This is a genomic window from Paenirhodobacter sp. (assembly GCF_047600745.1).
In the GTDB taxonomy this organism is placed as follows: Bacteria; Pseudomonadota; Alphaproteobacteria; order Rhodobacterales; family Rhodobacteraceae; genus Rhodobacter.
The window spans coordinates 450,087-466,426 of sequence record NZ_JASGKI010000004.1 but is presented as its reverse complement, the minus strand read 5'-3'; the positions used below and the strand labels follow the sequence as shown (position 1 = coordinate 466,426).

General features: G+C 66.3%; 16 protein-coding genes, 1 tRNA gene and 1 pseudogene. 13 read left to right on the top strand and 5 right to left on the bottom strand.

Going from position 1 to position 16,340, the window contains the following annotated elements:
• Positions 1-10 precede the first annotated feature (10 nt).
• From QM789_RS10940 to dacB, 8 genes are all read left to right on the top strand, one after another.
• Positions 11-289, top strand: a complete 279-nt coding sequence (locus tag QM789_RS10940; RefSeq protein WP_420351937.1) for a DUF3572 family protein — start codon at positions 11-13, stop codon at positions 287-289.
• Between the two features lies 1 nt (position 290).
• Positions 291-983, top strand: coding sequence for an HAD family hydrolase (locus QM789_RS10935; RefSeq protein WP_420351936.1), 693 nt, complete (start codon positions 291-293; stop codon positions 981-983).
• Positions 984-1,038: 55 nt separating this feature from the next.
• Positions 1,039-2,763 carry a hypothetical protein gene (locus QM789_RS10930; RefSeq protein WP_420351935.1) on the top strand — a complete coding sequence of 575 codons (1,725 nt, stop codon included), beginning with the start codon at positions 1,039-1,041 and terminating at the stop codon, positions 2,761-2,763.
• A 66-nt stretch (positions 2,764-2,829) separates the two neighbouring features.
• Positions 2,830-3,426, top strand: coding sequence for a heme NO-binding domain-containing protein (locus QM789_RS10925; protein ID WP_420351934.1), 597 nt, complete (start codon positions 2,830-2,832; stop codon positions 3,424-3,426).
• The gene (locus tag QM789_RS10920; RefSeq protein ID WP_420351933.1) at positions 3,423-4,229 is read left to right on the top strand and encodes a GGDEF domain-containing protein; all 807 of its coding nucleotides are present in this window, start codon (positions 3,423-3,425) and stop codon (positions 4,227-4,229) included. The genes QM789_RS10925 and QM789_RS10920 overlap by 4 nt, the downstream gene beginning before the upstream one ends.
• The gene (locus QM789_RS10915; RefSeq protein WP_420351932.1) at positions 4,174-4,473 is read left to right on the top strand and encodes a diguanylate cyclase domain-containing protein; all 300 of its coding nucleotides are present in this window, start codon (positions 4,174-4,176) and stop codon (positions 4,471-4,473) included. The genes QM789_RS10920 and QM789_RS10915 overlap by 56 nt, the downstream gene beginning before the upstream one ends.
• 45 nt (positions 4,474-4,518) lie before the next feature.
• Complete coding sequence (locus QM789_RS10910; RefSeq protein ID WP_420351931.1) at positions 4,519-5,127, top strand: nicotinate-nucleotide adenylyltransferase; 609 nt, start codon at positions 4,519-4,521, stop codon at positions 5,125-5,127.
• A 98-nt stretch (positions 5,128-5,225) separates the two neighbouring features.
• Entirely contained in the window at positions 5,226-6,698 is a 1,473-nt protein-coding gene (dacB, locus tag QM789_RS10905; RefSeq protein WP_420351930.1) for a D-alanyl-D-alanine carboxypeptidase/D-alanyl-D-alanine endopeptidase, read from the top strand.
• A 24-nt stretch (positions 6,699-6,722) separates the two neighbouring features.
• On the opposite strand, the gene QM789_RS10900 is transcribed toward dacB, so the two are convergent.
• The 3 genes from QM789_RS10900 to secG form a co-directional block, all read right to left on the bottom strand.
• Positions 6,723-7,547 carry a CatB-related O-acetyltransferase gene (locus QM789_RS10900; protein WP_420351929.1) on the bottom strand — a complete coding sequence of 275 codons (825 nt, stop codon included), beginning with the start codon at positions 7,545-7,547 and terminating at the stop codon, positions 6,723-6,725.
• Between the two features lie 82 nt (positions 7,548-7,629).
• Positions 7,630-9,273: a CTP synthase gene (locus QM789_RS10895; RefSeq protein ID WP_420351928.1), complete on the bottom strand. Its 1,644-nt coding sequence runs from the start codon at positions 9,271-9,273 to the stop codon at positions 7,630-7,632.
• A gap of 150 nt (positions 9,274-9,423) precedes the next feature.
• Positions 9,424-9,801: a preprotein translocase subunit SecG gene (gene secG, locus QM789_RS10890; RefSeq protein WP_420351927.1), complete on the bottom strand. Its 378-nt coding sequence runs from the start codon at positions 9,799-9,801 to the stop codon at positions 9,424-9,426.
• A 160-nt stretch (positions 9,802-9,961) separates the two neighbouring features.
• Between secG and QM789_RS10885 the strand changes: the two genes are divergently transcribed.
• Positions 9,962-11,254: an adenylosuccinate synthase gene (locus QM789_RS10885; RefSeq protein WP_420351926.1), complete on the top strand. Its 1,293-nt coding sequence runs from the start codon at positions 9,962-9,964 to the stop codon at positions 11,252-11,254.
• The gene (locus QM789_RS10880) at positions 11,254-11,493 is read left to right on the top strand and encodes a DUF2842 domain-containing protein (RefSeq protein WP_420351925.1); all 240 of its coding nucleotides are present in this window, start codon (positions 11,254-11,256) and stop codon (positions 11,491-11,493) included. Before QM789_RS10885 ends, QM789_RS10880 begins: the two co-directional genes overlap by 1 nt.
• Before the next feature lie 36 nt (positions 11,494-11,529).
• Here the strand turns inward: QM789_RS10880 and guaA are convergent.
• Positions 11,530-13,087: pseudogene (guaA, locus tag QM789_RS10875) on the bottom strand (glutamine-hydrolyzing GMP synthase).
• 42 nt (positions 13,088-13,129) lie between these two features.
• Positions 13,130-13,205: transfer RNA gene (locus QM789_RS10870), tRNA-Ile, on the bottom strand.
• A 125-nt stretch (positions 13,206-13,330) separates the two neighbouring features.
• Here QM789_RS10870 and purM point away from each other — a divergent pair.
• The 3 genes from purM to rnd all read left to right on the top strand — a co-directional run bounded on the left by purM (position 13,331) and on the right by rnd (position 16,237).
• A complete protein-coding gene (gene purM / locus QM789_RS10865) occupies positions 13,331-14,377 on the top strand; it encodes a phosphoribosylformylglycinamidine cyclo-ligase (protein ID WP_420351924.1) in 1,047 nt (348 codons plus the stop codon).
• Positions 14,374-14,961, top strand: coding sequence for a phosphoribosylglycinamide formyltransferase (gene purN / locus QM789_RS10860; RefSeq protein WP_420351923.1), 588 nt, complete (start codon positions 14,374-14,376; stop codon positions 14,959-14,961). The genes purM and purN overlap by 4 nt, the downstream gene beginning before the upstream one ends.
• Before the next feature lie 118 nt (positions 14,962-15,079).
• Positions 15,080-16,237, top strand: a complete 1,158-nt coding sequence (gene rnd / locus QM789_RS10855; RefSeq protein WP_420351922.1) for a ribonuclease D — start codon at positions 15,080-15,082, stop codon at positions 16,235-16,237.
• Positions 16,238-16,340: the final 103 nt, after the last annotated feature.

The window sequence follows — 16,340 nt, the reverse complement described above, 5'->3', positions numbered from 1 at the left end:
GTTCCCGATCATGAACGAAGAAGATGCGCGGATTCTTGCCTTAGGGGCGCTGGCCTGGCTCGCGGGCGAGGATGAGGTCTTCGCGGCCTTCCTGGGGGCCAGTGGTGCCACGGCGGCGGATGTGCGGGCGCAGGCCGATCAACCGGCCTTTCTGCTTTCCGTGCTGGATTTCGTCATGCAAACCGACGAATGGGTGCTGGCCTGTGCCGGTGCCTGCGGGGTCCGGCCCGAACGGATCGGCACTGCGCGGGCGGTAATGGGTGGACGCGACCGGATGCATTGGACCTGACATGATTGCGGCATTGATCTTCGATAAGGACGGCACGCTGTTCGATTTCACGGCGACCTGGGGGGGCTGGGCGCGTTCGGCGCTGGTGGCGCTGGCGCGGGGGGATGCGGATTTGGCGGCGCGTCTGGCCACGGCCATGCGCTATGATCCGGTGGCCGGGCTTTTCGCCCCGGATTCCACCGTCATCGCCGGAACGACGGCGGAGGTGGCCGAGCTTCTGCTGCCGCATCTGCCGGGGCGGCAGGCGGCGGAGATCGCGGCGGAGCTGAATGCGCTGTCGGCGCAGGCGGAGCAGGTTCCGGCGGTGGATCTGCCGAAGGTTCTGGGCGCGCTGCACGGGCGCGGGCTTCGGCTCGGGCTGGCGACGAACGATTCGGAGGCTTCAGCCCGCGCCCATCTGGCCGGGGCGGGGGTTGCGGATCTGTTCGATTTCGTCGCGGGCTATGACAGCGGCCATGGCGCAAAGCCCGGCCCGGGGCAGCTTCTGGCCTTTGCCGGGGCACAGGGCCTTGCGCCCGCCGAAGTGGCGATGGTCGGCGACAGCCTGCATGACGCGGCGGCGGCGCGGGCGGCGGGCATGGCCTCTGTGGGCGTGCTGACGGGCGTGGCGCCGCGGGATGTGCTGGAACCGGCCTTCGATGTGGTCCTGCCGGATATCGCTGCGCTGTCCGGCTGGCTGGAGACCCGGCGCTGAGCGCTGGCCTTATGCCTGCCCCAAGGGTAGGTGGGGGCAACGAGTGGAGGAGCCGATGACGAGACGGTTGCAGTTCATCCTGTTGGGCCTGCTGGCGGGCCTGTCGTTCTGGCAACTGTCGGAACTGCCCTGGGAATGGCGGGACGACCGCGCCTTTGCCGCCGTGGCGGTGCTGGCGCTGGCGTTCTTCGGCGCGGCGCTTGGGATGCTGGGCGATCTGGGCGGGCGGCGGGCGCTCCTTTGGGCGGCGGCGATCGCGCTTCCGGCGGCGGGGCTGACCTGGCTGAAATCGCTGGGCTATTCGGATGCCGGGCAGATGCTGCGCGCGGGCCATGTGGCGGTGGCGCTGCTGGTGGTGACGGTGCTGCCCGTGCCCTTCGCCATCGCATTGGCAACCGAAGGGCGGAGCGGCTGGCGCAACTATGCCGTGCTGTTTTCCAAAAGCTGGACGATCACCGTGCGCTATGCGGCGGCCTGGCTGTTCGTGGGTGTGGTCTGGCTGGTGCTGTGGCTGCTGTCGGCGCTGCTCGAACTGGTGGGGATCGACCAGTTGGGCGATTTCCTGGCCCGCGCTCCGGTCGCCTGGCTGGTCAGCGGGGCGGTGCTGGGGCTTGGCCTGTCGGTCGTGGTCGAGCTGTCGGACATGCTGTCGGCGGCGCTGCTGTTGCGGCTGCTGCGGCTGCTGCTGCCTGTCGTTCTGCTGGTCGAGGTGGTTTTCGTCGCGGTGCTGCCGGCCAGCGGGCTCGGCCATCTGTTCGGTTATCTTTCCCCGGCCGGGATCCTGATCGCGACGGCGCTGGCCTCGATCCTGCTGATCGCCATTGCGGTCGATCAGGACGATGAGGAGGCTGCGCAGGCGCCCGTTCTCACCTGGTCCGCGCGGGGGCTGGCGGTGCTGCTGCCGGTGCTGGTTGGGCTGGCGGGGTGGTCGCTGGGCCTGCGGGTGGTGCAACATGGCTGGACGCCGGACCGGGTTGCGGCGACGGCGGTGCTTGGGCTGATTGTGGGCTATGCGGCGCTGTATCTGGGCGCGGTGCTGGCGGGCAGGCATTGGCGCGCGGTGATCCGTCGGGCCAATGTCTGGATGGCGCTGGTCACGCTCACGGTGGCGGTGCTGTGGCTGACACCGCTGCTTTCGGCGGAGGCGATCTCGGTGCGCTCGCAGATGGCGCGGTTCGAGGCGGGGCAGACCCGGGCCGAACAGATTCCGGTATGGGAATTCGCGCATGACTGGGGCGTTCCGGGGGAGCGGGCGGTGGAAATGCTGCGGCAACGCGCGGCCCAGCCGGGGGAGGAAGCATTGGCGCAGCGGCTTGCGGTTCTCGAAGGCGCGGTGACGGATACCAACGCACCATCGGCTTCGGCCGATGCGCGGGCCAAGGCCCTGCGCCCGGTCATCCGGGTTCTGCCGGAGGGTGAGGCGCTGCCGGAGGAACTCTTGCAGGCGATCGCCCGGGTGGCGGATCCGGATTGGGCCGCGCGTTGCGCGCAGACCACGCCGCATGGCAATCCGGGATGCGTCGTGCTGATCGCGGATTTCAGTCCCGTGCAGCCTGGCCGTGACGCGCTGTTCCTGCGGGTCGAGGGATTCGAGACCCTGTTCGCCTTCCACGAAAGCGGCGCGCGCTGGATCCCGGCGCGGCCGGTGTTCCTGGGCGCGAGCGGCGCACCCGCCGGCGCGGCGCTGATCGACGCCCTGATCGGCGGCAACGGCGCGACGGAACCGGCACGTTTGCAGGCCCTTCCGCTTGGTGCGCGGCAGTTGACCGTGTTGCCGTGATGGATATTGGCGGTTCTTTAACGAGCTTTATCTAGGCTGCCGTAAAAGTAAGGCGGGGATGCCCGGATGATGTATGGCTTGGTGAACAAATCGGTTCAGTATTTTCTGAGCGACAATTACGGATCGGCGGTGTGGCGCAAGGTGGCGCAGCGGGCTGGAATCGGGCCCGAAGGGTTTGAGACCATGCTGCATTATCCGGCCTCGGTTACGGAGGATCTGATCTCTGCTGCGGCGGAGGTTCTGGGCACCTCTCCCTCCAACGTTCTGGAGGATATTGGCGCCCATCTGGTGACAATAGAACTTGTTCGGCGCCTTCTTCGCTTTGGTGGAACCGTTTACGGCGAGTTTCTGCTTTCATTGGACGAATTGCGGGACCGTGGACGCATGGCACTGGCGGAACTCGACCTGCCTGCGGTATGTTTGGCCTCGGAAAGCGGTAATCGCTATGTTTTTGAAGTGCGTGCGGGAATGAGTGGATGGGGTGCGGTGACGGCGGGTGTTCTCAGGGCGATGGCCGATGATTACGGGGCGCTGGCGCTGATCGAACAACTGCCCGACGATGGCGACGGGGTTGAGCGGGTTCAGGTTATGCTGCTGGAGGAGGATTTCGCCACCGGCAAGGGATTCGCTTTGGCACCATCTGCCACCGAGGGGCACCCATGACCACGGATCCTGGCCCTTTCCCCGGAATCTCGATTACTGCCATCGGGCAACTGATGCCGATGTTCCTGTGGCTGGACGGGCACGGCATGATCCGTGGCGTCGGGCCGACACTGGCGAAGATCCTGCATCCCGCGCCCTGCATCGGCGAGCTTGGGGAGGAACATTTCCTGCTCCGTCTGCCGCAGGCGAGCCGGGGCCGGGGCGGCCCGGGGATGGACCTGCCCTGCGGCGCGGTGATTCCGCTGGGCGGCCAACGCATCCATCTGGTGATGAAGAACCGGCCGGAGATCGTGCTGCGGGGCTCCGCCGTGGGATTGGGGCAGGACGGGAAGGACGGGGCGTTGTTCAACCTGACCTTCGGCATTCACCTGCCGGATGCCGTGCGCGAATTCGGCCTGACCGAAGGGGATTTCGCGGCGTCGGATCTGGCGATCGAGCTGCTGTATATGGGCGAGGCGAATGCCGCGGTTCTGGGCGAGCTGAGCGCATTGACGGGGCGGCTGGACATGGCCCGGCGCACCGCGGTCGCGCAGGCGCAGAGCGATCCGCTCACCGGGCTCGCGAACCGGCGCGGGTTCGACAAGGCGCTTGCGGATTTCCTTGAGGCGCAGGCGATGGGTGGGGCGCCCTTCGCGGTCTTTCATATTGACCTCGATTATTTCAAGGCGGTGAACGACACCTTCGGCCATGCGGCGGGGGATCAGGTACTGATGAAGGTCGGTGTGCGGCTGATCCATGAGTTGCGTCGTGGCGATATCGTCGCGCGCACGGGGGGGGGACGAATTCCTGCTGATCGTGCATGACGCCGAGGATGGGGAGTCGCTTCAGCGTCTGGGCGAGCGGTTGATTGCCCGGCTTGAGGAACCCTACGATTTCGAGGGCAAGACCTGCCGGATTTCGGCTTCGATCGGGGTCGCCTTCGCGACGGGGTACGGCCCCGGGGATGCGGCCCGGTTGGTCGAGGATTCCGACACCGCGCTCTATGCGGCCAAGCGTGCCGGGCGGAGGCGGTGCGTGCTGTATTCGCGGGCCGAACGGGTCGACTGAGTTTTTCCGTTTCAACAGGCGCCGCAATCGGTTACGGCTCGCGCCATGAGACAGGGCTTTCCCATTGCGCAGCCGGGCATGCGGATCGGCATTCTGGGCGGATCGTTCGATCCGGCCCATGAAGGCCATGCCCATATCACGCGGGAGGCGCTGCGCCGCTTCGGTCTGGATCGGGTCTGGTGGATGCTCAGCCCGGGCAATCCGCTGAAGGTCCGCGGGCCCGCGCCGATGGCCGCGCGTCTGGCGGAAGCCCGCCGCGTGATGCCGGATCCGCGGGTGGACATCACCGACATCGAGCTTCGGCTGGGCACGCGCTATACGGCGCAGACGCTGAAGCGGATCCTGGCGCTCTATCCCGGGGTGCAGTTCGTCTGGCTGATGGGGGCCGACAACCTGATCCAGTTCGACCGATGGGAGAACTGGCGGCGGATTTTGCAGATGGTTCCGGTGGGCGTCCTGGCCCGGCCGGGGGCGCGCATGGCGGTGCGGCAGGCGCGGGCGGCGCGGATTTTCGAGGGCGCGCGGCTGTCAGTCGCGCGGGATCTGCCCGGTGCGCCGCCGCCGGCGTGGTGTTTCGTGCAGATGCCGATGTCGGATATGTCGTCCTCCGAACTCCGGGCGCGGGGCGCGTGGAAGATTCGCGGCGCGGGATGAAGATTCGTTAACCTTGTTCAGCGAGGTTGCGAGGGGGCAGCGCTTGCCGCGCGAAAGGCGCGGGCGCATGATCAGGCCACGAGTCGGGGGCGATGACGATGACGGTGACACGGCGGACAGTTCTGGGCGGAATCGCGGCACTGGCCGTTCCCGGAACGGCGCGGGCACAGGCGGCGGTCCGGGCGCAGGGGGTGGGCGATCTGATCGCGGCGGCGCAGCTTGGCGGGCAGGTCGGCTTCGTGGTGGTCGATCCGCGCGCGGGAAAGGTGCTGGAGGCCCATAACGAAACCGTCGGAATGGCGCCCGCCTCGACCGTGAAGACGATCACCTCGCTTTATGCGCTCGAATCGCTCGGGCCGGAGTTCCGCTTCCCGACCCGGCTGATCGCCACCGGGCCGGTGAGCGGCGGGCAGTTGCGCGGCGATCTGATTCTTTCGGGCGGCGGGGATCCGACGCTTTCGACCGACGATCTGGCCGATATGGCGGCGCGGCTCGCGGCGGCCGGGGTGCGCCGGGTGACCGGGCGTTTTCTGGTCTGGGGCGGGGCCTTGCCCTATGCCGAGGAGATCTGCGACGATCAGCCCGTCCATGTCGGTTATAACCCGGCGATTTCCGGGCTGAACCTGAATTTCAACCGCGTCTGTTTCGAGTGGAAGCAGGGCAAGGGCGGTTATGCGGTGTCGATGGATGCACGCGGCGCCAAGGCCGTGCCGCGCGTCACCGGCAGCGAGGTCACCGTGACCAGCCGCGCGGCGCCGCTGTTCACCTATGCGCGCCAGAACGGGCGGGAGCGCTGGACCGTGGCGCAGGGCGCGCTTGGCAAATCGGGCAGCCGCTGGCTTCCGGTGCGCGACCCGGCGGGCTATGCGGGGGAGGTGTTCCGGACGCTGGCGCGCGGGCAGGGGATCGACCTTCCCGCGCCGCAGCGGATCGGGGCGGCGCCCTCGGGCAAGGTTCTGGTCGAACGCGGATCGGCGCCGCTCACGCCGCTGCTGCGCGACATGATGAAGCATTCGACCAATCTGACGGCGGAGACCATCGGCATGACCACCAGTCTGCGGCTGGGGCAGGCGGCGGCGCTCGGGGCTTCGGGCGCGGCGATGAGCGGCTGGTTCCAGCAACGGTTGGGGCGCGGTCCGGCCCGGTTCGTGGATCATTCGGGCCTGGGCGCCGACAACCGGATCGCGCCGATCGAGATGGTGCGGGCGGTGGCGCTGCTGGGGCCGCGCGTCGGGTTGCGGGGGTTGATGAAGCCTTTCGCACTGCGGGACGCGAATGGCCGGATGGAGAAGGATTCACGGATCAAGGTCGATGCGAAGACCGGGACGCTGAACTTCGTTTCGACACTGACCGGTTATGCCACGGTGCCGGGCGGGCGGGATCTGGTGTTTGCGATCTTCACGCAGGATCTCGCGCGCCGCGCACGTTCGGGGCGGGAAGAGCAGCCGAAGGGTGGAGCTGCCTGGGTGGCGCGCTCGAAGAATTCTGCAAAGTCGGCTGCTCGACCGATGGGGGTCGCTCTACGCCTGAGCATGCGCATTGCTCCGGGATGCGCGGTCGGAAGGCGATAGCCCAGGGTCCGGAAGTCCGGATGATTACCGCCGCCGCGCCTTGCGCAGGAACCGCGAGAACAGCGTTCCGCGCGGCGCGGGTTCCGGCGGGGGGAGCAGTGAAATCTCCGCGGCAAGATCAACCGCCGCAGGTGCATAGGGAACAATCGCGCCAGCGGCCGCCCTGTCCTCGATCCCGTCCAGAAAGGCCTCCGGCTGATCGACTGGCAGCCCGGCGAAATCCTTGACGTGATATTGCCACCATTGCGTGCGCAGCAGCCGTTCGATCATCGGCGCGTCGAACCGGTAGCGGATCAGCCGGGCGGGCACGCCGCCGACGATCGCATAGGGCGGAACGTCCTTGGTCACCACGGATCCGGCGGCGATGATCGCCCCGGTGCCGATCGTCAGCCCCGAGCGAAGGCGCACGTCCTGCCCGATCCAGACGTCATGGCCGATGGTGATCGGGCCATGGTCGATCTCGAAGGGTTTCCAGTCCGGCGCGGCGCCGTGCAGTTTCGCGATCGTGTCGTGGTGGTTCTTGCGGAAGGTGAAGGGATGGCTTGAGATCCAGCCGCTGGGATGGTCGATGCCCAGAACCTCGACCCGCTTCGCGATGCTGCAATACCGCCCGACCGTCGTCCGCCACGGCAGCACGGAGAGCGCATAGCTCATCGTCCCCATGCTCAGGAAGGATCCGACTGGCAGGGTCGCCTCCGGCTCGATGACAACGGGACCGTGAATGGTCAACCGGGTGCCCATCTTGTGGACGCCCGCGATCCGCCGAAAATGCCCGAGATAGATCTTCTGGCTCTGGAAATAGTCCAGAACCGGTTCGCTGATCTCGAAGGAAAACGGGTAGCGGGGCATTTCGATGCCCTCCTGTCCGATGGCATTTGCGCGAAACGCCGATCCGCGTACGGGTCGGCGGGTGTTGCAGTCCCGGAAGCGCTCAGACCAACCGGCTCTGTTCCTTCGCCGCCTTCACGAAGCCCGCGAAGAGCGGATGCGGCGCGAAGGGCTTCGACTTCAGTTCCGGGTGGAACTGCACGCCGATGAACCACGGGTGACCCTTATGCTCGACGATTTCGGGCAGGCGGCCATCGGGCGACATGCCGGAGAACACCAGCCCGCATTCCTCCAACTGATCGCGATAGCGGATGTCGACCTCGTAGCGGTGGCGGTGGCGTTCCTCGATCTGCGTGGTGCCATAGACCTCCGCGACCTTCGAGCCCTCTTTCAGCACCGCCGAATAAGCACCAAGGCGCATCGTGCCGCCCTTGTCATCATCCAGCTTGCGCTCGACCCGGTGATTGCCCTGCACCCATTCCTTCAGGTGATACACAACCGGGGTAAAACGTTTCTTACCCGCCTCGTGGTCGAATTCCTCGGACCCCGCGTCGTTGATCCGCGCGAGGTTCCGCGCCGCCTCGATCACCGCCATCTGCATGCCAAGGCAGATCCCCAGATAGGGGATGCCCTTTTCGCGGGCATATTGCGCCGCGCGGATCTTGCCCTCGGTGCCGCGCTCGCCGAAGCCACCGGGAACCAGGATCGCGTTGAAATTCTCCAGATGCGGGGCAGGGTCTTCATGCTCAAAGATCTCGGCGTCGATCCATTCGGCCTTGACCTTCACCCGGTTCGCCATGCCGCCATGGGTCAGCGCCTCGGCGATCGACTTGTAGGCGTCTTCGAGCTGCACATATTTGCCGACGATGGCGACCTTCACCTCGCCCTCGGCATTGGTCAGCCGGTCCATCACATCTTCCCAGCGGCCCATGTCCGGGCGCGGCGCGGGCGAAATGCCGAAGGCATCCAGAACCGCCTGATCCAGCCCGACGCGGTGATAGGCCAGCGGAGCCTCGTAAATCGACTTCAGGTCATAGGCCGGGATCACCGCATCCGGGCGCACGTTGCAGAACAGCGCGATCTTGGCGCGTTCCTTGTCCGGGATCGGATGTTCCGAGCGGCAGACCAGCACATCGGGCGCGAGGCCGATGGATTGAAGCTCCTTCACCGAATGCTGCGTCGGCTTGGTCTTCAACTCGCCCGAAGCCGCCAGATAGGGCAGCAGCGTCAGGTGCATCAGAATACATTGCCCGCGCGGGCGTTCGTGGATGAACTGGCGGATCGCCTCGAAGAACGGCAGGCCCTCGATGTCGCCCACCGTGCCGCCGATCTCGCAGAGCATGAAATCGACCTCATCGTCGCCGATAGTCAGGAAGTCCTTGATTTCATTTGTAACATGCGGAATGACCTGAATCGTCTTGCCCAGGTAGGCGCCCTTGCGTTCCTTCTCCAGAACATTGGAATAAATCCGGCCGGAGGAGATCGAATCCGTCTTGCGCGCGCTCACCCCGGTAAAGCGTTCGTAGTGGCCGAGGTCGAGGTCCGTCTCCGCCCCGTCATCGGTGACGAAGACTTCGCCATGTTCAAACGGCGACATCGTGCCCGGGTCAACGTTCAGATAGGGGTCGAGCTTGCGCAGCCGCACCGAGAAGCCCCGCGCCTGCAACAGCGCGCCAAGCGCCGCGGAGGCAAGGCCCTTGCCCAGCGATGACACCACACCGCCGGTAATGAAGACATATCGTGCCATGGAAGCCCCCGTGATTCAGCAAAAACGCATCTGTTACCTGAACCAAAGATTCAGGATCACGGGACTTGATATCTAACCGATTCGGGGCGCGCCCGCAACCGCCCCGCTACACTTTGCGATGTTCGAGAAAGCCTGACGCCAGTTGTAGTGTCAGTTTGCCGCAGGCGGCGTCACTGGAGCATCAGCGGCCGGCGGGGCGACGGGCGCATCCACGGCCGGCGGCGGAAGTTCGACATTCGGCGCAGCCGGGGCGGTTGCGGCCGGCGGTGCCTCGAACAGGCTGTCGAAGACCGAGCTACCGCCCGCCTTATGCGCGGCCAGAACCGTCAGCGTCAGCGAGGTCACGATGAAACCCGCGGCCAGCGCCCAGGTCAGCCGGGTCAGCGCATTCGCCGCCTGCCGCCCGGTCATCACGCCGGTGCCGGAGCCACCCATGCCGAGCCCGCCCCCTTCGGAACGTTGCAGCAACACGACGCCGATCAGAAGAAGGGCGAGGATCAGGTGGACGGTAAGAACGACGTTTTCCATAGGCGAGGGTTCCGCTTGCTGCCGGGTCTATCTATGCGGAGCGTCCCGGTACCGCAACCCCGAATAGCCGCGTTTGCCGCTTCTGCGGAAAAAGCGGTTTCCCCGGCGGTCCGGCCCCGTTATAGAACGCACGGTTTTAAGAACCTATCAGGAGTGGCAAATGGCCAATGTCGTGGTGGTCGGCGCCCAATGGGGCGACGAGGGCAAGGGCAAGATCGTCGACTGGCTCTCGGAGCGGGCGGATGTGATCGCGCGGTTTCAGGGCGGGCACAACGCGGGCCACACGCTGGTCATCGGGGGCAAGGTCTACAAGCTGAACGCGCTGCCTTCGGGCGTGGTGCGGGGCGGCAAGCTGTCGATCATCGGCAACGGTGTGGTGCTGGATCCCTGGCACCTGATCAAGGAGATCGCCGCGATCCGCGAGCAGGGCGTGGATATCAGCCCCGAAACGCTGATGGTGGCGGAGAACACCGCGCTGATCATGCCGTTCCATGGCGAACTGGACCGCGCGCGCGAGGCGCAGGCCTCGGGTTCCAAGATCGGCACCACTGGCCGCGGCATCGGCCCGGCCTATGAAGATAAAGTCGGCCGCCGGGTGATCCGGGTCGCGGACCTCGCGGATGAAGAAACCCTGCGGCAGCGGATCGACCGCGCGCTGGTGCATCACAACGCGCTGCGCTCGGGCCTTGGCATGGAGCCGATTGACCCCGAGGCGCTGCTTGCGCAATTGCGTGACATCGCGCCCGAGATCCTGAAATACGCCGCGCCGGTGTGGAAGATCATGAACGAGATGCGCCGCGCCGGCAAACGCATCCTGTTCGAGGGTGCGCAGGGGTCGCTCCTGGACATCGACTTCGGCACCTATCCCTATGTCACCTCGTCGAACGTGATCGCGGGGCAGGCGGCGACGGGCGTCGGCCTTGGGCCGAACGCGGTCGATTACTCGCTCGGCATCGTCAAGGCCTATACCACCCGCGTCGGCATGGGTCCGTTCCCGACCGAGCTGCATGACGAAGACGGCGAGCGTCTGGGCACGCGCGGCCATGAATTCGGCACGGTCACCGGGCGCAAGCGCCGCTGCGGCTGGTTCGACGCGGTGCTGGTACGGCAGACCTGCGCGCTGTCCGGCATGAAGGGAATCGCGCTGACCAAGCTCGATGTGCTTGACGGTTTCGAGACGATCAAGATCTGCACCGGCTACGAAGTGGACGGCGTGCATTACGATTACCTGCCGACGCAGGCCGCGCTTCAGGCCAAGGCGAAGCCGATCTATGAAGAAATGGAAGGCTGGCAGGATTCGACTCAGGGCGCCCGGTCGTGGAACGATCTGCCCGGCGCGGCGGTGAAATACGTCCGCCGGATCGAGGAACTGATCCAATGCCCGGTTGCCATGCTCTCCACCAGCCCGGAGCGGGATGACACGATCCTCGTCACCGACCCCTTCGCCGACTGATGCTGAGCTATCGCACCCGCCGCCGCCTGTCCCTGCTCGCGCTCGTCGTGGGGCTGCCGCTCTACATCGTCGTGGCGGTCAGCGTGGTGAACTGGGCCGAGGCGCGGTGGGGCGCGATGCCGGTCTGGGGCGCGCTTCTGGTCTATATCGGGCTGGGGTTGCTCTGGGCGCTGCCGCTGAAGCCGGTGTTCACCGGCATCGGCAAGGCGGATCCGGAGCAGGACAAACGCCCACAATGAAAAACGCCCGGCTTCGGCCGGGCGTTCTGGTTTTCGTCATTCCCACTCGATCGTGCCCGGGGGCTTCGAGGTGATGTCGTAGGTCACCCGGTTGATGCCCTTCACTTCGTTGATGATCCGGGTCGCGGTTTCGCCGAGGAATTCGTGCGAGAACGGATAGTAATCCGCCGTCATGCCATCGACCGAGGTCACCGCGCGCAGGGCGCAGGCGTAGTCGTAGGTGCGCCCATCGCCCATCACGCCGACGGTGCGCACCGGCAGGATCGCCACGAAAGCCTGCCAGATCTCGTCATAAAGGCCGTGCTTGCGGATCTGGTCGATATAGACGGCATCGGCCTCGCGCAGGATGGCGAGCTTTTCGCGCGTGATTTCGCCGGGGCAGCGGATCGCCAAGCCCGGGCCGGGGAAGGGGTGGCGCCCGATGAACTTCTGCGGCAGGCCGAGTTCGCGGCCCAGGGCGCGCACTTCGTCCTTGAACAGCTCGCGCAGCGGTTCGACCAGCTTCAGCCCCATCTTCTCCGGCAGGCCGCCGACATTGTGGTGCGACTTGATCGTCACCGAAGGGCCGCCCGAGAAGGACACCGAATTCGATGACATCGGGGTAGAGCGTGCCCTGTGCCAGGAACTCCGCGCCCTCGATCTGGTTCGCGTATTTCTGGAACACGTCGATGAACAGCTTGCCGATGGTCTTGCGCTTGACCTCCGGGTCCGAGACGCCTTCGAGCGCGCCGAGGAACAGGTCGCTCTCATCCGCCGCGATCAGCTTCATGTTGTAATGGTCGCGGAACATCGTCACGACCTCTTCGGCCTCGCCCTTGCGCAGGAGGCCGTGGTCCACGAAGACGCAGGTCAGATTGTCGCCGATCGCCTCATGGATCAGCACGGCGGCGACGGAGCTGTCCACGCCGCCCGACAGGCCGCAGATCACCCGCTTGTCGCCGACCTGCGCGCGGATCTGCGCGATCGCCTGTTCGCGGTAGCCCGCCATCGTCCAGTCGCCGGTAAAGCCCGCCAGCCGCACGAAATTCTCGTAGAGTTTCGCGCCCTTCGGGGTGTGATGCACCTCCGGGTGGAACTGCACGGCGTAGAAGTTGCGCGCCACATCCGCCGTGATCGCGAAGGGCGCGTTGGGCGAGGTGCCGTAGACCTTGAAGCCCGGGGCGATCTGGCTGACGTGATCGCCGTGGCTCATCCAGACCTGTTCCTTGCCATCCACGAACCAGCCGTTCAGGATCTCCAGCCGCTCTTCGGTCTGGGTGACGAAGGCGCGGCCGAATTCGGCGGTGCCATGGCCGCTTTCGACCTTGCCGCCAAGCTGCGTCATCATCGTCTGCTGGCCGTAGCAGATGCCCAGAACCGGCACGCCCATCGCCCACAGGCTTTCGGGCGCGCGCGGGGAGCCTTCGCGCGTCACGCTGTCAGGGCCGCCCGACAGGATCACCGCCCGCGGCGCGAAATCGCGCAGGAAAGCGTCGGTGACCCGCTGATAGGGGTGGATTTCGCAATAAACGTTCAGTTCACGCAGGCGCCGCGCGATAAGCTGCGTGACCTGCGAGCCGAAGTCGATGATGAGGAGGCGCTGGTGCTGTGTCATGTGCGGGGAATAGGCGGGCGAAAACGCAAAAGCAAGGGGATGTGGTAGGCCCGGAGGGACTTGAACCCCCAACCAAGGCGTTATGAGCGCCCTGCTCTGACCATTGAGCTACAGGCCCCCAAGGTCTGGTTTCGGGTTAGGCGGATTTTCCGGGCGGGTCAAGAAACACTGTAGGGCGGCGTTGCCCCCGCGCGGCCTTTGCGGTAAGGGCCGGGCCACGGATTTCCAGCACGGAGCAGCGCGATGACCAAGGGCAGGAACGGGCTTACCTATGCCGATGCGGGCGTGGACATCGACGCGGGCAATGCGCTCGTCGAGCGGATCAAGCCGGCGGCGAAACGCACCACGCGGCCGGGCACGATGTCGGGGCTTGGCGGCTTTGGCGCGCTGTTCGACCTGAAGGCCGCGGGCTACACCGATCCGGTGCTGGTGGCGGCGACGGATGGCGTAGGCACGAAGCTGCGGATCGCGATCGACACCGGCAATGTCGATACGATCGGCATCGACCTGGTGGCGATGTGCGTGAACGACCTTGTGTGTCAGGGGGCGGAGCCGCTGTTTTTCCTGGACTATTTCGCCACCGGCAAGCTAGATGTCGATCAGGCGACCCGGATCATCGAAGGCATCGCCGAGGGCTGCGCGCAATCCGGCTGTGCGCTGATCGGGGGGGAAACCGCCGAAATGCCTGGCATGTATGCGAAGGACGATTTCGACCTGGCGGGCTTTGCCGTCGGCGCGATGGAGCGCGGGGCGGATCTTCCGGCGGGCGTGGCGGAGGGTGACGTGCTGCTCGGCCTCGCGTCGAATGGGGTGCATTCCAACGGCTACAGCTTCGTGCGCAAGGTGGTGGAGCTTTCGGGTCTGGGCTGGGAGGCTGACGCCCCCTTCGCCGAGGGGCCGCTGGGCGCGGCGCTGCTCGCCCCGACGCGGCTTTATGTAAAGCAGGCGCTGGCGGCGGTGCGGGCGGGCGGCGTCCATGCGCTGGCCCATATCACCGGCGGCGGGCTGACCGAGAACCTGCCGCGCGTGCTGCCCGAGGGGCTGGGCGCTCAGATCGACCTGTCGTCCTGGGAACTGCCGCCCGTGTTCCGCTGGCTGGCGGAAACCGCGCAGATGGCGGAACCGGAACTGCTGAAGACCTTCAACTCCGGCATCGGCATGATCCTCGTCGTGGCGCCGGAGCGGGCCGGGGCGCTGGCCGAACTGCTGGCGGAACAGGGCGAAACGGTGACCCGGATCGGCACCGTGACGCCGGGGCAGGGCGTGCGCTACACGGGCCGCCTGCTTTGAAACGTGTCGCGATCCTGATTTCCGGCGGCGGGTCCAACATGGTCCGGCTGGTCGAGACGATGCAGGCCGAGGGCTATGCCGCGCCGGTTCTGGTCGCCTCGAACGATCCGGCGGCGGGCGGGCTGGAGAAGGCCCGGGCGCTTGGCGTGCCCGTGGCGGCGGTGGATCACCGCCCCTTCGGCAAGGATCGCGCGGGGTTCGAGGCGGAATTGCTCAAACCGATCCTGGCGGCGGAGCCGGATGTGCTGTGCCTGGCCGGGTTCATGCGGGTGCTGACACCGGAATTCGTCACGCGCTTCGCCGGGCGGATGCTGAACATCCACCCCTCGCTTTTGCCGAAATATCCGGGGCTGCATACGCATCAGCGTGCGATCGACGCGGGCGACAGCGAGGCGGGCTGCACAGTGCATGAGGTCACGCCCGTGCTGGATGATGGCCCGATTCTCGGACAGGGGCGGGTGCCGGTCCTGCCCGGAGACAACTCGGCGACACTGGCCGCCCGGGTGCTGACGGTCGAACACCGGCTCTACCCCGCCGTGCTGCGCCGATATGTGGCGGGCGACCGCGATCCGGTGCTGATCTGATCGAATCTGTGGCACCGGCGCGCCGTAGCCCGAGATTCGCGGGGTGCATGCTTTTCTTTCCGGCAACCACTGCCTAAAGGAAAGAAAAGGCGGGATGACCCCGCGGACAGGATGCCGCATGCAGACCATTACCACGACCGAAGCCCTGGCCGAATTCTGTGCCAAGGCGAAGACCCAACCTTATGTCACCGTCGACACCGAATTCCTGCGCGAGCGGACCTATTGGTCGAAGCTCTGCCTCGTGCAGCTGGCGATTCCGCCCGCGAAGGACGGCGAGGCGGTTCTGGTCGATCCGCTGGCGGAGGGGCTGTCGCTCGAACCGCTTTACGACCTGTTCCGGCACGAGCCGACGGTGAAGGTGTTCCACGCCGCGCGGCAGGATCTGGAGATCTTCTTCACCGAGGCGCATGTGTTTCCAACGCCGCTGTTCGATACCCAGGTCGCGGCGATGGTCTGCGGTTTCGGCGAGCAGGTCGGTTATGAGACGCTGGTGAAGAAGGTCGCGCGGCAGCAGCTCGACAAGACCTCGCGCTTCACCGACTGGTCGCGCCGTCCGCTGACCGATGCGCAGAAGACCTATGCGATCGCCGATGTGACCCATCTGCGGGTGATCTACGAATTCCTGTCGAAGGAATTGCAGAAATCGGGCCGCGAAGATTGGGTACAGGAGGAGGTGGGCATTCTGCTCAACCCCGAGACCTATATCACCCGGCCCGAGGAAGCCTGGCTGCGGGTGAAGACGCGCACGACCTCGGGGCGGTTCCTGGCGGTGGTGCGGGAACTGGCGCGGTTCCGCGAGGGGTTTGCGCAGAACAAGAACATCCCGCGGTCGCGGATCTTCAAGGATGACGCGCTGCTGGAACTGGCCTCGACCAAGCCCACGACGATCGACGAACTGAACAAGTCGCGGCTGCTGCTGCGCGAGGGGCGGCGCGGCGACATTGCCGATGGGATCATCGCTGCGGTGAAGGCGGGGATGGAGTGTCGGCCCGAGGATTTCCCGCAGGTTCCCGACGAGGATCACCAGTTGCAGGTGAACACCGCGCTGGCCGATCTGCTGCGTGTTCTGCTGAAGGCGAAATCCGAGGAAACGGGCGTGGCGGCGAAGCTGATCGCGTCGTCCTCAGACCTCGACCGGATCGCGGCGGGCAAGCGCGATGTGCCCGCGCTGACCGGGTGGCGGCAGGAAGTGTTCGGCCGCGACGCGTTGCGGCTCGCGAAGGGGGAACTCGCGCTTACGGCTTCGGGTGCGGCGGTGCGGCTGGTCCCGGTCTGAGGGTGCCGACCGCTTCGCGGTCCGGCCCGGGGCGCGCTACGCGCGCCGGGGCAGGAGTTTCGGAGATGGGGGCGGAGACAGGCTTGGCCTGAAAGGTGCGGTT